This window comes from Hahella ganghwensis DSM 17046, from assembly GCF_000376785.1.
Taxonomy (GTDB): domain Bacteria; phylum Pseudomonadota; class Gammaproteobacteria; order Pseudomonadales; family Oleiphilaceae; genus Hahella; species Hahella ganghwensis.
This window is the reverse complement of the sequence record NZ_AQXX01000097.1, coordinates 1-15,706: the sequence shown is the minus strand read 5'-3', so window position 1 is coordinate 15,706 and position 15,706 is coordinate 1. Positions and strand designations below refer to the sequence as shown.

At 46.7% G+C, this 15,706-nt stretch carries 18 protein-coding genes and 1 tRNA gene; 14 read left to right on the top strand and 5 right to left on the bottom strand.

Annotated elements, in window-relative coordinates; genetic code table 11:
- Window positions 1-67: 67 nt before the first annotated feature.
- Window positions 68-1,036 (top strand): TAXI family TRAP transporter solute-binding subunit, encoded by a 969-nt coding sequence (locus tag F566_RS0108760; RefSeq protein ID WP_020406615.1) that lies wholly within the window; start codon window positions 68-70, stop codon window positions 1,034-1,036.
- A 15-nt stretch (window positions 1,037-1,051) separates the two neighbouring features.
- Here the strand turns inward: F566_RS0108760 and F566_RS0108755 are convergent, their stop codons facing one another.
- Window positions 1,052-1,798, bottom strand: coding sequence for a ParA family protein (locus F566_RS0108755; RefSeq protein WP_020406614.1), 747 nt, complete (start codon window positions 1,796-1,798; stop codon window positions 1,052-1,054).
- A gap of 154 nt (window positions 1,799-1,952) precedes the next feature.
- Here F566_RS0108755 and thrS point away from each other — a divergent pair, with 154 nt between their 5' ends.
- The 9 genes from thrS to F566_RS0108710 all read left to right on the top strand — a co-directional run bounded on the left by thrS (window position 1,953) and on the right by F566_RS0108710 (window position 9,585).
- A complete protein-coding gene (gene thrS / locus F566_RS0108750; protein WP_020406613.1) occupies window positions 1,953-3,887 on the top strand; it encodes a threonine--tRNA ligase in 1,935 nt (644 codons plus the stop codon).
- A gap of 59 nt (window positions 3,888-3,946) precedes the next feature.
- Window positions 3,947-4,486 (top strand): translation initiation factor IF-3, encoded by a 540-nt coding sequence (gene infC / locus F566_RS0108745; protein WP_083921036.1) that lies wholly within the window; start codon window positions 3,947-3,949, stop codon window positions 4,484-4,486.
- Window positions 4,487-4,555: 69 nt separating this feature from the next.
- Window positions 4,556-4,747, top strand: a complete 192-nt coding sequence (gene rpmI / locus F566_RS0108740) for a 50S ribosomal protein L35 (protein ID WP_020406611.1) — start codon at window positions 4,556-4,558, stop codon at window positions 4,745-4,747.
- Between the two features lie 35 nt (window positions 4,748-4,782).
- Window positions 4,783-5,139 carry a 50S ribosomal protein L20 gene (gene rplT, locus F566_RS0108735; protein ID WP_020406610.1) on the top strand — a complete coding sequence of 119 codons (357 nt, stop codon included), beginning with the start codon at window positions 4,783-4,785 and terminating at the stop codon, window positions 5,137-5,139.
- 86 nt (window positions 5,140-5,225) lie between these two features.
- Window positions 5,226-6,221, top strand: coding sequence for a phenylalanine--tRNA ligase subunit alpha (pheS, locus tag F566_RS0108730; RefSeq protein ID WP_020406609.1), 996 nt, complete (start codon window positions 5,226-5,228; stop codon window positions 6,219-6,221).
- Between the two features lie 144 nt (window positions 6,222-6,365).
- Window positions 6,366-8,738, top strand: a complete 2,373-nt coding sequence (gene pheT, locus F566_RS0108725) for a phenylalanine--tRNA ligase subunit beta (RefSeq protein ID WP_020406608.1) — start codon at window positions 6,366-6,368, stop codon at window positions 8,736-8,738.
- Window positions 8,739-8,740: 2 nt separating this feature from the next.
- Window positions 8,741-9,046 (top strand): integration host factor subunit alpha, encoded by a 306-nt coding sequence (gene ihfA / locus F566_RS0108720; protein ID WP_020406607.1) that lies wholly within the window; start codon window positions 8,741-8,743, stop codon window positions 9,044-9,046.
- Entirely contained in the window at window positions 9,024-9,380 is a 357-nt protein-coding gene (locus tag F566_RS0108715; RefSeq protein WP_020406606.1) for a MerR family transcriptional regulator, read from the top strand. Before ihfA ends, F566_RS0108715 begins: the two co-directional genes overlap by 23 nt.
- A gap of 128 nt (window positions 9,381-9,508) precedes the next feature.
- Window positions 9,509-9,585: transfer RNA gene (locus F566_RS0108710), tRNA-Pro, on the top strand.
- A 442-nt stretch (window positions 9,586-10,027) separates the two neighbouring features.
- On the opposite strand, the gene F566_RS32360 is transcribed toward F566_RS0108710, so the two are convergent.
- The 3 genes from F566_RS32360 to F566_RS0108695 all read right to left on the bottom strand — a co-directional run bounded on the left by F566_RS32360 (window position 10,028) and on the right by F566_RS0108695 (window position 11,840).
- The gene (locus F566_RS32360) at window positions 10,028-10,627 is read right to left on the bottom strand and encodes an ATPase (RefSeq protein WP_020406605.1); all 600 of its coding nucleotides are present in this window, start codon (window positions 10,625-10,627) and stop codon (window positions 10,028-10,030) included.
- Complete coding sequence (locus F566_RS0108700) at window positions 10,611-10,856, bottom strand: hypothetical protein (RefSeq protein WP_020406604.1); 246 nt, start codon at window positions 10,854-10,856, stop codon at window positions 10,611-10,613. The genes F566_RS32360 and F566_RS0108700 overlap by 17 nt, the downstream gene beginning before the upstream one ends.
- 378 nt (window positions 10,857-11,234) lie before the next feature.
- A complete protein-coding gene (locus F566_RS0108695) occupies window positions 11,235-11,840 on the bottom strand; it encodes a TetR/AcrR family transcriptional regulator (protein WP_020406603.1) in 606 nt (201 codons plus the stop codon).
- Between the two features lie 44 nt (window positions 11,841-11,884).
- On the opposite strand from F566_RS0108695, the gene F566_RS32355 reads away from it, so the two are divergent.
- From F566_RS32355 to F566_RS0108675, 4 genes are all read left to right on the top strand, one after another.
- Window positions 11,885-12,604 (top strand): HD domain-containing protein, encoded by a 720-nt coding sequence (locus F566_RS32355; protein ID WP_051085293.1) that lies wholly within the window; start codon window positions 11,885-11,887, stop codon window positions 12,602-12,604.
- On the top strand, window positions 12,601-14,043 hold the full coding sequence (locus F566_RS0108685; protein ID WP_020406601.1) for a 2OG-Fe(II) oxygenase: 1,443 nt from the start codon (window positions 12,601-12,603) through the stop codon (window positions 14,041-14,043). Before F566_RS32355 ends, F566_RS0108685 begins: the two co-directional genes overlap by 4 nt.
- 275 nt (window positions 14,044-14,318) lie before the next feature.
- Window positions 14,319-14,897, top strand: a complete 579-nt coding sequence (locus F566_RS0108680; RefSeq protein WP_020406600.1) for a hypothetical protein — start codon at window positions 14,319-14,321, stop codon at window positions 14,895-14,897.
- Between the two features lie 136 nt (window positions 14,898-15,033).
- A complete protein-coding gene (locus F566_RS0108675) occupies window positions 15,034-15,498 on the top strand; it encodes a CSLREA domain-containing protein (protein WP_020406599.1) in 465 nt (154 codons plus the stop codon).
- Here the strand turns inward: F566_RS0108675 and F566_RS0108670 are convergent.
- On the bottom strand, window positions 15,460-15,706 hold a 247-nt coding region (locus tag F566_RS0108670), incomplete at its 5' end, for an IS66 family transposase (protein WP_020405654.1). The two genes, F566_RS0108675 and F566_RS0108670, sit on opposite strands and share 39 nt — an antisense overlap.

Genomic DNA, 15,706 nt, shown 5'->3' with positions numbered 1-15,706 from the left:
GGATACTTTGCGCTGGCAACAGGTAGCGCGGGAAACAGATGACACTGGAACAGGTGGTAGTGACGTAATGAAACGAGTGGTCATTGGAGTCTTATTCGTATTGCTGGGTCTGTCATGTCAGGGATTCGCTGCGGATGTCTCACACGTCACTATCGCCACTGGTAATGAAACCGGTGTTTATTTTCCAACCGGCGGCGCTATTTGCCGGTTGGTAAATAAAAACAGCAAGGAAAACGGTTTTCGCTGCTATGTCGAAAGTACAGAAGGGTCCCCTTTTAATCTCAGAGCTCTGAGAGCAGGTGAGGTGGATTTTGCTGTTGTGCAGTCAGACTGGCAGTACCATGCTTATTATGGATCAGGCATATTCAAAGAGGCTGGTGAAAATAAGTCCCTGAGATCAATATTTGCCATCCATCCAGAAGCTTTTACGGTTGTGGCCAGAGCCGATGCCAAAATCAAGACTTTTGAAGACATTAAAGGTAAGCGGGTTAATGTCGGTAGTGAAGGTACTGGGCAGAGAAGCACCTTGGAAGTTTTGATGCAGGCTTATGGCTGGACCTTGAAGGACTTTAAGGAAGCGACAGAAATAAAAGCGATAGAACAGCCTAGGGCGCTCTGCGCAGATGATATCGATGTGATGCTGTATGTAGTCGGGCATCCCAGTGGTGCGGTGAAAGAGGCGACGACGTTATGCGACAGTGTCCTGGTGCCAGTGAAGGGGGATCAGGTTGAGCAGTTAATTAAGACCCATACATATTATCGCCATGCCTCCATTCCCCAGGGAATGTACAAAGGTACGGATAAAACCATCGAAACCTTTGGTGTAGGTGCAACATTCGTAACTACAACGGAGGTCTCGGATCAGGTGGTTTATGCGGTAGTGAAAGCGGTCTTTGAAAACTTCGATCTGTTCAGGCGGTTGCACCCGGCCTTAGCCAATTTGAAGAAAGAGCAGATGGTGCTGGATAGTCTTACCGCCCCTTTGCATTCAGGGGCAGAGAAGTACTATCGGGAAATTGGGCTGCTGAATCAGTAAATAAGAGCAGGTCGCTCAGGTGCTTTTTTTCAGTTTCTTGTTCAGGTTGTCCCACAGCAGCTGGTAGGCAAGATTTCCTACGCTACGAAAAGCAAACTCACCAACCGGTGCCCGGAATTCCCCCATTTTTTCAATATCACTGCAGTATGGAATATAACCTAGCGGGCGTTTTCCAATAAGTTTCTGACATTTATCTGAAAACTCCCGGTGAAGGTTTTTGCGGCGGTCAATCATCGTGAGTACCGGATAGAGCTTTTGGGTTGGGATGTTCTTTTCCTTCATGATCTCTTCCATGTTCCGGTATGTCTCAAATGACAGGTGGGTGGGGACCGCCGGCGCCAATACCAAGTCACTTGCGGTCAGCACTTCCAATGCCAGCTCTGAAAAAGAAGGTGGGCAGTCGAGAATGATGACCTGATATATCTCCCCCAGCGCCGATAGCCATTGTCTGACTTGGTTGCCATGACTCCGGGAAAGCAGGACATCAAGATTTCTGTAGGAAATGTCCGATGGAATGATGTCCAGGTTGTCAAAAGGAGACTCATGAATCAATTCGGAGAGAGGGACCTTGTCTTTTACCAGCTTGGTTACTTTGAGTTTCTTCTTCTGGCTGATGTTGTAATACCAACTGGCGGCTGCCTGTGCGTCGAGATCCCACAATAGTGTCCGGTATCCCTGACCAGCACTGTAGTAGGCTAGATTTACTGCGGTGGCGGTTTTTCCAACACCACCTTTAAGGTTGTATACGGCGACGACTTTCATTGAGGCCTTGCTCCTTGGGCTCTGTTTTATAATGTAATTTTCCTAGAATAGCTTCTGGGAATAGTATCTCAACATTTAAGTTGGTAGAATCACCAGCCCATTTTTTAACGACAAGTGATCTTTGGTACGGATCACCACTGTAAAGGATACGACTATGCCTGTAATTACCTTACCTGACGGAAGCCAGCGCGAATTTGCCAATCCTGTTTCTGTTTTCGATGTAGCCAGTGACATTGGGCCTGGCCTAGCCAAGGCGGCCCTGGCTGGTAAAGTGGATGGTACGCTGGTTGATACCTCTCATGTCATGGAGAGTGACTGCCAGTTGGCGATTATCACCGAACGTGATCAGGAGGGAGTGGATGTTATCCGTCATTCCTGTGCTCACCTTTTGGCGATGGCTGTAAAAGAACTATTTCCGTCTGCCCAGGTGACTATCGGACCGGTAATTGAAGACGGTTTTTACTACGATTTTGCTTTCGAGCGTCCGTTCACGCCGGAAGACCTGGCTAAAATCGAAGCTCGAATGAAAGAGCTGTCTGATGCCGATTTCCCTGTCAGTCGGTCTTTGATGTCCCGTGCTGAAGCAGCAGAGCTGTTTCATAAGATGGGCGAAGAGTACAAGGTTGAGATTATCAAGGATATTCCCACCGAAGAGAATTTATCCTTTTATTCCCAGGGCGATTTCATTGATCTGTGCCGTGGCCCCCACGTACCCTCCACGGGCAAAATAAAAGCCTTCAAGCTGACTAAAGTCGCGGGAGCCTACTGGCGTGGTGATTCCAATAACGCCATGTTGCAGCGTATATATGGGACTGCCTGGGGGAATAAGAAAGATTTAAAAGCTTATCTTCACCGAATTGAAGAAGCTGAAAAGCGTGACCACCGAAAAATTGGCAAAAAGCTGAATCTGTTCCATATGCAGGAAGAGGCGCCAGGTATGGTTTTCTGGCATGCTGACGGCTGGACGCTGTATCAGGCTGTTGAGCAGTATATGCGCAGGCAGCAGCTGAAACACGGATATCAGGAAATCAAAACTCCGCAGGTGGTAGAGCGGTCATTGTGGGAGAAGTCCGGTCACTGGGAAAAGTTCCGTGAGGATATGTTTACCACTCAATCGGAAGATCGTGACTATGCTATCAAGCCAATGAACTGTCCATGTCATGTGCAGGTCTTCAATCAGGGGTTGCGCAGTCATAAGGATCTGCCTCTAAGGCTGGCTGAGTTCGGTTCCTGTCATCGTAATGAGGCCTCTGGCGCCCTTCACGGGTTGATGCGTGTTCGGGGATTTACCCAGGATGATGCTCATATTTTCTGTACAGAAGATCAGATCCAGGCTGAAGTAAGCCGCTTTATCGATTTTCTGCACGAAGTCTATGAGGACTTTGGCTTTAACGAAATCATTTACAAGCTTTCTACTCGTCCTGAGAAGCGTGTTGGCTCAGATGAAAGCTGGGATAAAGCGGAAAAAGCCCTGGCTGAGGCGTTGGATGCGAAGAATCTGCCATGGGATGAACTTCCGGGTGAAGGCGCGTTTTATGGTCCAAAGATTGAGTTCTCATTGAAAGATTGTTTGGGAAGGCTCTGGCAGTGTGGTACTGTCCAGGTAGACTTTTCCATGCCGGGTCGACTGGGGGCTAAATATGTCGCCGACGATCAAAGCCGAAAAGTGCCGGTTATGTTGCACCGTGCAATATTGGGATCGTTTGAGCGATTTATCGGAATTTTGATTGAAAACTATGAAGGGGCATTTCCTGTTTGGTTGGCTCCAACCCAGGTTTCAGTGTTGAATATTACCGATAATCAGGCCGAATATTGTAAAAAAGTTACACAAATGCTCAATGAACAGGGCTTTAGGGCACATCTGGACTTGAGAAACGAGAAGATCGGCTTTAAAATTCGCGAGCATACTTTGAACAAAGTGCCCTATCTGGTCGTAATCGGCGATAAAGAAGTAGAAGCACAAACACTGGCTATCCGGACTCGCCAAGGGGAAGACCTTGGAACGATGTCCTTTTCTGCGTTTTCTGAAATGCTCCAAGAGAATGTTGCATTGCGCAGTCGGGGACAGGCTATCGGGAAGACGTCATAGTTTCTTCCCGGTATTAAAGAAAGTCTGTTAGCTGGATCTGTTCACATTGAAATGGAGAGATTGATATTAAGCGCAACACGCCACAAGGCAAAGATCGTCCAAAAATAAATGAAAACATTACCGCTACAGAGGTCCGCCTGATTTTATCGGACGGTACCCAGGTGGGAATTGTTCCTCTGAGCGAGGCCTTGGAAAAAGCTGAACAGGAATCTCTGGATCTTGTGCAGATAGCGGATGCAGATCCGGTAGTGTGCAAGGTCATGGACTACGGCAAGAAGATCTTCGAAGAGAAGAAACAGAAAGCCGCAGCCAAGAAAAAGCAGAAACAGACTCAAGTTAAAGAGATGAAGTTTCGTCCAGGGACGGAAGAAGGGGATTATCAGGTAAAACTGCGCAACCTGATACGTTTCCTTGAACACGGGGATAAGGCCAAAGTATCGATTCGCTATCGCGGTCGGGAAATGGCTCACCAAGAGCTCGGCATGCAACTGCTGCAAAGGATCGAAAAGGATCTGGAGGAGTTTGGTGTCGTCGAGCAAAGGCCCAAAATGGAAGGGCGTCAGGCAATGATGGTGTTGGCCCCGAAAAAGAAAAAGTAACGCCCTCAGCTCATCACTGAGGATACCAGCGTTATACATTTATCATTTTATGAATGCGGAGTTATTCTAATGCCTAAGATGAAAACCAAGAGCTCGGCTGCCAAGCGGTTCAAAAAAACTGCTAACGGTTTCAAGCATCGTCAATCCTTCACCAGTCACATCCTGACTAAGAAGAGCACTAAGCGTAAGCGTCACCTGCGTCCTAAAACTCAGGTTCACGTCGCTGATGTTCCATTGGTCAAGCGTATGCTGTGTCAGTAATTTATTGTCATCATTGATTCGGAAGGATTGAAAATATGCCTCGAGTAAAACGTGGTGTGACGGCACGTGGTCGTCATAAAAAAGTTTTAAAACAAGCCAAGGGTTACTACGGTGCGCGTAGCCGCGTATTTCGTGTAGCCAAACAGGCGGTTATCAAAGCAGGTCAGTACGCCTACCGTGACCGTCGTCAGCGTAAGCGTCAGTTCCGTGCTCTGTGGATCGCCCGTATCAACGCCGGTGCGCGTGACAATGGTCTGTCTTACAGCCGTCTGATTGCCGGTTTGAAGAAAGCCAATATCGAAATCGACCGTAAAGTTCTGGCTGATCTGGCCATGAATGAAAAAGCAGCTTTTGCTGTTGTCGTCGAGAAAGCGAAAGAGGCCCTGGCTTAATCTACATAGTCAGCAGTACTTGTTGATGAAAACTCAATAGGGGAAAGGGGCGACTCTTCCCCTATTTTTGTTTCTTGGAGCAATCAATGGAGAATCTTGAAGGTATCGTTGGCCAGGCCAAAGATGCGATTACTCAGGCAGGCAGTGAGCAGGCTCTTGAACAACTGCGTGTTGAGTACCTTGGTAAGAAAGGGTTGATTACCCAGCAGTTGAAGGAACTGGGTAGACTGGAGCCGTCAGAGCGACCAGCAGCTGGTGCCCGCATTAATGAGGCGAAAGTTCAGGTTCAGGACCTGATAAACTCAGCTAAATCCACCATGGCTGAAAGAGTGGAGGCAGAGAAGCTGGCCTCTGAATCGATCGATGTGACCTTGCCAGGTCGCACGCAATCGCAAGGATCGATTCACCCTGTCACCCGAACCATGCAAAGAATTGAAGACTTTTTCGCGCGTTGTGGTTATACCGTCGAAGAAGGCCCTGAGATTGAAGACGACTACCACAACTTTGAAGCTCTGAATATACCTTCCCATCACCCGGCAAGGGCGATGCACGACACGTTCTATTTTAATCCGACAACATTGCTGCGGACTCACACATCTCCTGTACAAATCCGAGTAATGGAAGAGCGCGAGCCACCATTCAGAATGATTTGTCCGGGTAGAGTATATCGTTGTGATTCTGATATGACTCATACACCGATGTTTCATCAGGTGGAAGGATTGCTGGTAGATAAAAAAGTCAGTTTTGCCGATCTCAAAAGTACGATTGTTGAGTTCCTGCGCGAGTTTTTCGAGAAAGATCTTGAAGTCAGATTTCGTCCATCTTATTTCCCTTTTACAGAGCCGTCTGCGGAAGTGGATATTGAATGGGGTCGTGATGAAGATGGCAATGTGAAGTGGCTGGAAGTTATGGGGTGTGGAATGGTGCATCCTAAGGTTTTCCAGGCAGCAGGAGTGGATCCGGAAGTCTATACAGGTTTTGCCTTTGGCCTGGGTGTGGAACGACTCGCAATGCTGCGCTATGGCGTTAATGACCTGCGCATGTTCTTTGAAAATGATATGCGTTTCCTGGAACAGTTTTAACGTTGTTTCCTTCGTCACAATTGTTATGGCGATTGGAAGCTTAGCGTCCTGACATTTAATTGAATATCGAACTAAAACCGAATTTTGAAGGCCTTCCTCTGCATCTTTGCATGGAAGCTTCACAGAATATCCTAGGCGAGCAAAATGAAATTTAGCGAAAGTTGGCTGCGAGAGTGGATTGATCCAAAACTGAGTTCGGAAGCCCTGGTGCAGCAAATCACCATGGCAGGTCTTGAAGTTGACGGCACGGAATCAGTTGCCAAGCCATTCAGCGGTATTGTTGTTGCAGAAGTTACCGGGCTGGAGCCTCATCCAGATGCGGACAAGCTCAGGGTTTGCAGCGTCAGTGACGGGACGGACACTCATCAGGTCGTCTGTGGAGCGCCCAATGTTTTCGCGGGTATGCGTGTACCGTTTGCGCGTATCGGTGCTGTTTTGCCTGGTGATTTCAAAATTAAGAAAGCAAAACTGCGAGGCGTAGAGTCTCACGGTATGCTCTGTTCTGAAGAGGAGCTTGGCCTGGCAGAAAAGTCCGATGGCCTGATGCCTTTACCAAAAGATGCGCCATTGGGTGTGAATGTACGCGACTATCTTAAGCTTGATGACACCATTATTGATGTGGACCTCACGCCAAATCGCAGTGATTGCCTGAGTTTGCTTGGGCTGGCCCGCGAAGTTGGGGCATTGAATAAAGAGACCCTTGATGATCCTGAGGTCAAAGCAGTTGCGGCTGTCAATGAAGATCGTTTTGCTGTGACCATTGAGGCAAAGGAAGCCTGTCCCAGATATGTTGGACGTGTTATTCGTAATGTGGATTTATCCAGGCCTACACCTTTGTGGATGGTGGAGAAACTGCGTCGCAGTGGTATTCGCAGTATCGATCCGGTCGTTGATATCACCAACTTTGTCATGCTGGAGCTGGGGCAGCCCATGCACGCCTTTGACTTGAATGAGCTTAAGGGTGGGGTTGTCGTACGTTTCGCCAAAGACGAAGAAAAATTGGTGTTGTTGGATGGTCAGGAAATTACCATTCAGCCTGATACCTTGGTGATTGCTGACCAGGAAAGGCCCCTGGCGCTAGCCGGTATTATGGGAGGAGAGCACAGTGGTGTCAGTGGAAACACCAAGGATATTTTCCTCGAAAGTGCCTTTTTCTCTCCCTTGAATATCGCCGGGAAGGCAAGAAGTTACGGTTTGCATACGGATTCTTCGCATCGCTTTGAACGTGGTGTGGACTATGCTCACCAGGCGCGTGCGGTTGAGCGGGCGACACAATTGCTTCTGGATATCGTTGGTGGTGAGCCTGGCCCGACAACCGTCGTGGAAAGTAAAGAGCACTTGCCTGAAAAAGAATATGTCACTCTGCGCCATCACCGGATTGATGAGGTGTTGGGAATTCACTTGGATCGAACTAGAGTGGAAGAGTTGCTGGCTCGTCTCGGTCTTGTTGTGGAGAAAGTGACTAAAGAAGGTTGGACCTTTAAGGTGCCATCTCATCGTTTCGATATTTCCATCGAAGTAGACCTGATTGAGGAGATTGCCCGGGTTTACGGTTATAACAAATTGCCGACGACAGAGCCAATGGGTTCAATGTCGATTCAGCCTCTGCCAGAGAAGAAGACTTCTTTGCGTCGATTAAAGCAGCATCTGGTATCTCTCGGATATCAGGAAGTGATCACTTATTCTTTCGTTGATCCCAAACTGCAGGCTCTGATCACTCCTGATCAGGAAAACATTGAGCTGGCCAACCCGATTGCCAGTGATATGTCTGTCATGAGAACGAGCCTTTGGGCAGGTTTGTTGAATACGGCCCAATATAACCAGAATCGCCAACAATCCCGGGTAAGGTTCTTCGAATCTGGTCTTACCTTCGTGAAACAAGGTGAGGAAATTATTCAGGAGCCCGTGCTGGCAGGTTTGGTTGCAGGTTCCAAAATGCCTGAAAACTGGTCTCAGGGAAAAGGGGCGATCGACTTCTATGACGCTAAAGGTGATCTCGAATCGCTTATCGGAGTAATTGGTGACGATTTCAGTTGGGAATCTGCCCAACATCCAGCTCTGCATCCAGGGCAAACTGCTCAATTAAGCAGAAACGGTCAAGTTGTCGGTACTTTAGGTGCTGTGCATCCAAAAATTGCTAAAACTTTGAATTTAAATGGCCCACTTTTTATATTTGAGCTATTCTTAAATCGAGTAGCAGACGGAAAAGTGCCATTTTTCAAAGGAGTGTCGCGTTTTCCGGAAATCCGTAGAGATCTTGCTATTATTATTGATGAAGCAACGCCTTATGCCGAAGTCGCTAAATCAATTATAGAAAGTGCAGGGGAGTGGCGTGTCAGACACCATATTTTCGATGTATACCACGGTGAATCTGTCGGAAAGGGCAAGAAAAGCCTTGCCATTGGGGTTATTTGGCGTCATCCGGAACGCACTTTACGGGACGAAGAAATCACGGAGGCATTCAATAACGTGATCCAAGAACTTAGCAATCGTTTAGGTGCATCCTTGAGGAGTTAGTCGTGGGAGCTTTGACAAAAGCAGATATGGCTGAGCGCCTCTATCAGGAGGTTGGGCTCAATAAGAGAGAAGCCAAAGAAATGGTAGAAGCCTTCTTTGATGAGGTTCGGGATGCTCTGAGCCACAACGAGCAAGTGAAGCTATCGGGCTTTGGTAATTTTGATTTGCGAGATAAAAAACAGCGGCCGGGTAGAAATCCGAAGACGGGAGAGGAAATTCCTATTACCGCACGTCGTGTGGTAACGTTTCGTCCGGGCCAGAAATTAAAAGCAAAAGTAGAAGCCTATGCTGGAACCCAGTCACAATGATGAATTGCCCCCGATACCGGGCAAACGTTATTTCACCATTGGCGAAGTCAGTGATCTCTGCAGTGTAAAAGCTCATGTGCTGCGTTATTGGGAGCAAGAGTTCCCACAACTGGCGCCGGTGAAGCGACGCGGTAATCGTCGCTATTATCAGCGTCAGGACGTACTGATGATCCGCCAGATTCGAAGTCTCCTGTATGATCAGGGCTATACGATTGGTGGCGCCAAGCAGAAACTGTCGGGTTCCGAGAATAAGGACGATGCTACTCAGGCTAAACAGCTGATTCGCCAAATGATCACTGAGCTTGAAGAAGTATTGTTAGTCCTGGAAAGGTAGAGCTTCTACCCCAAGGACGAATGATGATTCAACATTCGTCCTAAAAATTTGCTTTCCAACCCTTTAAAATTCCATTCGCTTGGGGTAATATTCGCACCCGTTCCAGCAATCGTATGGAACTTCTCAGTCGGGGCGTAGCGCAGTCTGGTAGCGCACTTGTATGGGGTGCAAGTGGTCGCAGGTTCAAATCCTGCCGTCCCGACCAATTTAATATCCTTTTCCAATATGTAAAACCACTTCAAAGTTCGGAATTCTAGACCGCAATAGTTTCGGAATGGCTTCTTTTTTTGATCCTAAAGTTTAGCAATGATTCCTTCTTCTTTAACTCTTAACTATCTGGTATATATTTTTCCGCTACTTATTGCGGCAGTCGTTATTGTGGTGATGTTAGCAGTCTTGGTTTGGGAGAGTTGATGTGCACATGAATAGCTATTCATGCCATATGCAGAGGCTACTTATACCCATGCAATGCATACCCGAGCTGTCATTTGGGTTCTACCCTTTCGAGCTGCTTTAGAGCATTGTCACAAAGTTTTTGGCAGGTATTGTTATGTTGCGAAGGGTAGGGTAATGGCACGGGAGCAAGCTTATAAACAAAAAGTAATGGCGGGTGTCCTTGGAAGGGAGTGCCCCGCCTGACGAGGCTGTTAAGTCTCGTTTTTCTTTGTGTATTTGTCCATAAAGTGTACTTGGACCCAAGGAACACCTTTTTCATAGCGAATCAGGTCACTGTTCTTAACTTCTGCGATTAGCTTAATACCTTCATCGCTAGAGTTATCAAATATAAGCGCGTGATCCGCTGTCATGGCAGCATCAAAAAGCATGTCCATTGTTCGCTGGTATCGAGATAATATTTTATCGATAGGGACGGGGTGTCCGCCTTCCTTCACTCGGTTGGCTACACGCCGGACATTAACTTTCGGGTCATTAATCCCAACAAATAGCAGAGTAACTTCAAATCCGTCAGCCTGAGCCTGCACCATGTATTCTATTTTACTCGGGTGACTCATAACTGATTCAAATGAGTGAGAAACCCCTGCAACTCTTAACTTGTTGCGCTGATTCTCTGCAATTTTTTGGGCTTGTCTGGCTCTTTCAATGTCAGAGCCGGTAAGGCGAGCGGCAATTTCATCAGGGTTTACATAAACGCCAAAATCAAAGCCTTTTGTCATCAAGTGGTTAGTGAGCGTACTTTTTCCTGACCCGTTAGGCCCGGCAATTAAAATTAGTTTAGGCTTTTTGGTCATCTTCTTTTGACTCTTCCTGAATCGTTGTTTGAATTGTTCCATCGGGTAATTTCTTATCGATCACCGTGCGGCCCTGTTCGTCGATACGACATACTTCCAACCCGGCATTTAGTGCTCGATCCCTGGCTTGTTTCCCTGCCTGTAAAGCTAACTCTGCTATTTCATCCACAGACACGTCATCGAACGAACGCAGCTCATAATCATCTTTATCCACTGACTTGCCAGCCATGCTGACCTCCTTAAGTTTATTCCAGTTTGATTCTAAACTGACTGGTTATTGTATCACCATAAAGAGGTTGCAAACATTGGTCGTTACACAATCCGCAGTAGGTACTTGAATCTGTCTAACCCTATGAAGGATTAGTCAAAAAAGTATTTTTGTACGGAACGATAACTTGAGAGAAAATTAAAAGTACCATGAAAGTTTCGGATTTAGTCCGAACTTTGCGGTCGATTTACACAATATTTAACTATTTATACTGGTTGCTCACCGAAGTCGGTCGCGTTTAAGCCCTACAGTCACCAGAAGTTTTAGATCCCTTCTCGTTGTGTAAAGCTCTAACTTTCAGTGATTTTAAATTGATACTGTTGCACAGCTACGTCTTCATTATGAGTTATGCAGAAGGCTGAAAATGAATCGCTTCACCGTATCGGCTGCATACCCTTTCGGTGAAATCTCTTTGGCAGTGGTCGCTAATTGATAAGCCCCCTCTATTGAAGCGATGCTCATCATGGCGATATTTTCAATATTCTGGGCTGTTAACATGGCCTTGGTGTCTGTCGCGTATTCTGACAGCCGTGCGATCAGTTCCAATTTATTGCGGTTAATAATTTCCTGATAAAGCTCTTGAACCTCGGCCTGGCGGATAGCCTCAGCGCCAATAATGACCCAGGCAGAGACGGCCTTTTCGTTTGAGTTTGGCCCTAAGGACAGGGCCGCGTCGATAAAGGCTTCCAGCTTTTCTTTGGGGCTGGTGGCTTTTTCCAATAACTCTTCATATCTATCCCACGCGATTGAGGAGAGGGTTTTTATCAGGGCAACCAGGATTTCCTGCTTACTCTTAAAGTGATAATGAATAAGCCCTGGTGTTAATCCACACGCTTTGCCTATCGCCTGGATAGAGGCGTTCTCATAACCTTTTTTCGACATCACTTCGAGCAGACCTTCGACGATCTGTTTTCTTCTTTCATCTTTGTTGGAGGGGCGCGGCATTGCTCATTTCTCTGAGGTTTTTGTTGAGGTGATCTTATCATTTATTGGTCGATCAACCAAATTACTTGACGGGTGAGAATGTGTTGGGATATAAATTGGTTGTTCAACCAAATTTAAGGGGTGGTAATTTGAACCTGGAAATCCTGGAAGCGAGTTGGAGTCGAAATATAGATCGCTGGGGTGGGAATAGCCTTCAGGCTGAGCGATGGTTCAGGTTTTTGGTGCGCCAATACACCTCCAAAGAGCGCCAATATCATTCACTCAATCATGTGATTCACCTCCTACTTCTTGCGGAAAAATACAAGGCTGCAATCAACAATAGGCAAGCGTTCTACATTGCTATCTGGTTTCACGATGTTATCCAAAATAGATTCACTGCTAATGAAAAGGTGAGTGCCCAAATGTGCCTGGAAGCAATAGGTGACCTCGAATTGTCTTCAGAAGCGAATGAAGCCGCTGAACTCATCTTGGCGACGGAAGATCATATGTCGACCAAATCCAGTGACGAAAGGTTATTCGTCGATTTAGATTTGGCGATTCTTGGTTCTTCCAGAGAAGAGTACAGCCAGTATGCAAAACAGTGCCGGGATGAATATAACTTACCTGGAGGTCAATATTGCCGGGGAAGAATACGGATTTTGAAGTCGTTTCTTCAGCGGGATTATCTTTACCAAACATCTGTTTTTCGTAAAACGTTTGAGTATCAGGCTCGCCAAAACATCGCGTGGGAAATTGATGCTTTGACAAAGGAGGGGGCATTATGATGTTGGATTGCGAAGCTAACGAGAAGCTTGTAGATCTATCACCTCAAACAAAAAAGGTATGCTTTGTCATCAGAAACGCTTTCAGTAAAGCAGAGTGCGAGGAGATTCTCAGGCAAGCGACATGCACTGAATTCAGACCTGCCAATGACAAGTACCCAGAGAGCTATAGAAACAATGAGCGTCTTCAGGTTGATGATTCCGGTTTAGCCGATGTGCTGTTTGAAAAGGTGCGTTACCTAACACCAGAAAAAATCGAAACCAGTAATAAGTCATATGTTCTCTCGGGTCTCAATGAAAGACTCAGGTACTGTAAATACGCTGCAGGTCAGAGCTTCTCTATACATCAGGATGGTATTTACTTTGCCAAGCCTGGCGAAGAGTCCGTTCTCACTTTTCTTTTATATCTAAACGACCGTAATGACTATGAGGGGGGCGAGACGGCCTTCTTTGAGGATCAATCAGGAACGGTCAAAGTTGCCGAATATAAAGGTCGCATGGGAGATGTGATGATCTTCGATCACTCTCTTTGGCATAGCGGGCAAACAGTGACGAAGAACTTTAAGTATATTCTGCGCAGTGACCTTATTTACAGGGTGGTCGGGCAACGAGAACTGAATCAGTCACATCACGATGGATATATTTGGAAGCTGATCAATCTTCCAGGGAAGCGAATAGCTTCTGCTTCACGAGATAAATCTATAAAAATCTGGAACGAGTCGATGACTTTGGAGCAAACACTCGTGAGCCATGAGAACTCAGTGTTTGATATAACGGGGTCAGGGAATTATTTGTACTCCGTATCAAGAGACGGATTCTTATTGATCTGGGAAGAAGGGGCCTCTGGTTATGAACTAATAGAAAAAATTCACACGGATCACCAGTCGGTGTTGAGTGTCGCTGTTTGTGGAGAGAGTATTTTAACCTGCGGTGCTGATGGATGTGTGAGCAGATGGGATACATCAGGCAAGCTTATCGATAGCAAACAAGTATCCAAGGGTTGGGTCTGGAAAATCTTGGTCGTGACAGACGATGGTTTCTTAATCAGTACCTCCGAGGGAGAGGTTAAATATCTAAAGCTGGCTTCACTCGAAACAGTATCTGAAATCTGTTTGGAGGATTCTGTACGATGCTTGGCGGGAAATGGTGAATTCTTTTTTGTTGGTGGTGAATCTGGATTCGTCTCTCAATTGGACGCCACGTCTTTAGAGGTTGTTCAGTGTTGGAAGATCCACAATGGCATTGTCCGGGATATTACTATCAAAGGCTCTGAAGTAATCACTTGCGCTGAAGACGGTAAAGTCATGGGCTTTAACCTGGAGTCTGAGATGTCTGCAGAAATTCATATGCATAGCAACTTTGCAACATCACTATGCTGGGGTAATGGGGGTAAACTCTTTTCTTCCTCTTACACAGGTCGGATTGAGTCACACGAGACCTGAGGGAACAATGACGGTTACAGGAGTCTATGCCGAGCAGGAAGTTAATCAGCAGCATCTTTTGATTAAGGGAACTTTTCCAATATCCCGCATTACTTAGTAGAAGAATCAAAGTCTACCGAGTTATCTGTTCGGATTAGCGTCCTGTGTTATGGGCCGCCTGTTAGTTATTTCGTGATATCTGGTTGTCGCTCGTAGCTTACAAAAGCTGTCCATACCCTTGTCGAAATTCTCACTTCAGGTGAGAACAAATTATCTCATAGAGGAGAAGAAACAAAATGCCAGATCAGGGACAGGATATGATTCAAGCCTTGTTGAGAAAACAGAAGCTCCTGGATATCAATAATTGCCCGGCAGTTCCGGTAGAGGTCAGCAAGGCAATATATGGTGTTACTCAGGATGATACCGGAGACGGAATCAAGTTTACGAAATCCACAGTGAAGAAAAGGATCGATCCATCCGTCATATTTGAGGGGAATTCATACACTGCGGTATGGCATTTCATGTTGGAAAATCCCGTGCATCACTTTGTTGTGGTGCCCTGGTACCAGCATACGACACCGGAGCAGGGGCAGTTTTACACAGTGCTGATGGCATGGGAAAACAAATATACCTTGAATCAGTATATTAATGGCACCAATGGCGCGCCTACAGGAGCGAAAGGTTACAAGGCGAAGTGGACAGCAGAACAGGTTTCAGATCTGGTTTACGACCTACTGAAGGGTGGCCGGGACGCCATTGTTGACTACTGTGGTCAGGCCGGAGCTTGGGATCAGAACAAAGAGACCCAACTTACCTTGTGGAAGTATAAAAAGGTTTTGCTGACGACTGCGGCGGAGAATGTGGCTACTTATTAGATTAGTGCAGACTTTACCCTATCAATATCATTGAGACGCTCGTGCTCTGTACATCCATATGGTGACTGAGGTAATTTGGATATGCCAGTTAAGGGATTTATTTAATTGCTGATTCCACAAGGAAAAGGAAGGCCATATGAAATATCAAGTCACCATTTCTGCACTTCTTGTATCTGCTCTATCCAACTTGGTTGGAGCGCAAACGATTTACGTGACCAAGTTCGCGGATACATTCGACGGCACCTGTGATGACGATTGCTCACTGCGGGAAGCTATAGAACTTGCCAACCAGTCTCCAGGAATGGATAGGATCTATCTGGGTGCTGGAACCTATACACTGGAAATTCCCCCTGAGCCCGATGACTGGGAGTTCATTGACGAAAACCACAACGTCAGGGATGACTTTGATATCACTGATGACATCGAAATCATTGGACGCTCCATGGAAGACACTATCGTGAAAAATACGACTCGTGGTCGGTTATTTCACGTGGTCAGCGGTAATGCCTGGTTTGAAAGGTTAAGCATCGTCGATGGTGATACTCCCGTAAGCGTCCGGCTATCACAGGTTGACCGGACCGCTCCAGTTGTGAGGCAGTAATTCAGCAATGGCACTGTTCTTCTGCGTCGGCAGACGCGCCAGTACATCTTTCAGATAAGCATAGGGATCATGTCCGTTCAGTTTGGCCGATTGGATCAGACTCATTACTGCCGCTGCCCGCTGACCACTGCGCAGCGATCCGGCAAACAACCAGTTGGAACGACCCAGCGCCCAAGGCCGGATCTGGTTTTCCACCCAATTATTGTCG

What these genes read in the sequence shown, in the direction of transcription:
- rpmI (WP_020406611.1), top strand. Translation starts at nt 4,556, where the DNA reads ATGCCTAAGATGAAAACCAAGAGCTCGGCTGCCAAGCGGTTCAAAAAA.
- thrS (WP_020406613.1), top strand. Translation starts at nt 1,953, where the DNA reads ATGCCTGTAATTACCTTACCTGACGGAAGCCAGCGCGAATTTGCCAAT.
- F566_RS0108685 (WP_020406601.1), top strand. Translation starts at nt 12,601, where the DNA reads ATGATGTTGGATTGCGAAGCTAACGAGAAGCTTGTAGATCTATCACCT.
- F566_RS0108680 (WP_020406600.1), top strand. Translation starts at nt 14,319, where the DNA reads ATGCCAGATCAGGGACAGGATATGATTCAAGCCTTGTTGAGAAAACAG.
- F566_RS0108675 (WP_020406599.1), top strand. Translation starts at nt 15,034, where the DNA reads ATGAAATATCAAGTCACCATTTCTGCACTTCTTGTATCTGCTCTATCC.
- F566_RS0108755 (WP_020406614.1), bottom strand. Translation starts at nt 1,798, where the DNA reads ATGAAAGTCGTCGCCGTATACAACCTTAAAGGTGGTGTTGGAAAAACC.
- F566_RS0108715 (WP_020406606.1), top strand. Translation starts at nt 9,024, where the DNA reads ATGCTGGAACCCAGTCACAATGATGAATTGCCCCCGATACCGGGCAAA.
- F566_RS0108760 (WP_020406615.1), top strand. Translation starts at nt 68, where the DNA reads ATGAAACGAGTGGTCATTGGAGTCTTATTCGTATTGCTGGGTCTGTCA.
- F566_RS0108695 (WP_020406603.1), bottom strand. Translation starts at nt 11,840, where the DNA reads ATGCCGCGCCCCTCCAACAAAGATGAAAGAAGAAAACAGATCGTCGAA.
- rplT (WP_020406610.1), top strand. Translation starts at nt 4,783, where the DNA reads ATGCCTCGAGTAAAACGTGGTGTGACGGCACGTGGTCGTCATAAAAAA.
- F566_RS0108700 (WP_020406604.1), bottom strand. Translation starts at nt 10,856, where the DNA reads ATGGCTGGCAAGTCAGTGGATAAAGATGATTATGAGCTGCGTTCGTTC.
- pheS (WP_020406609.1), top strand. Translation starts at nt 5,226, where the DNA reads ATGGAGAATCTTGAAGGTATCGTTGGCCAGGCCAAAGATGCGATTACT.
- pheT (WP_020406608.1), top strand. Translation starts at nt 6,366, where the DNA reads ATGAAATTTAGCGAAAGTTGGCTGCGAGAGTGGATTGATCCAAAACTG.
- F566_RS32360 (WP_020406605.1), bottom strand. Translation starts at nt 10,627, where the DNA reads ATGACCAAAAAGCCTAAACTAATTTTAATTGCCGGGCCTAACGGGTCA.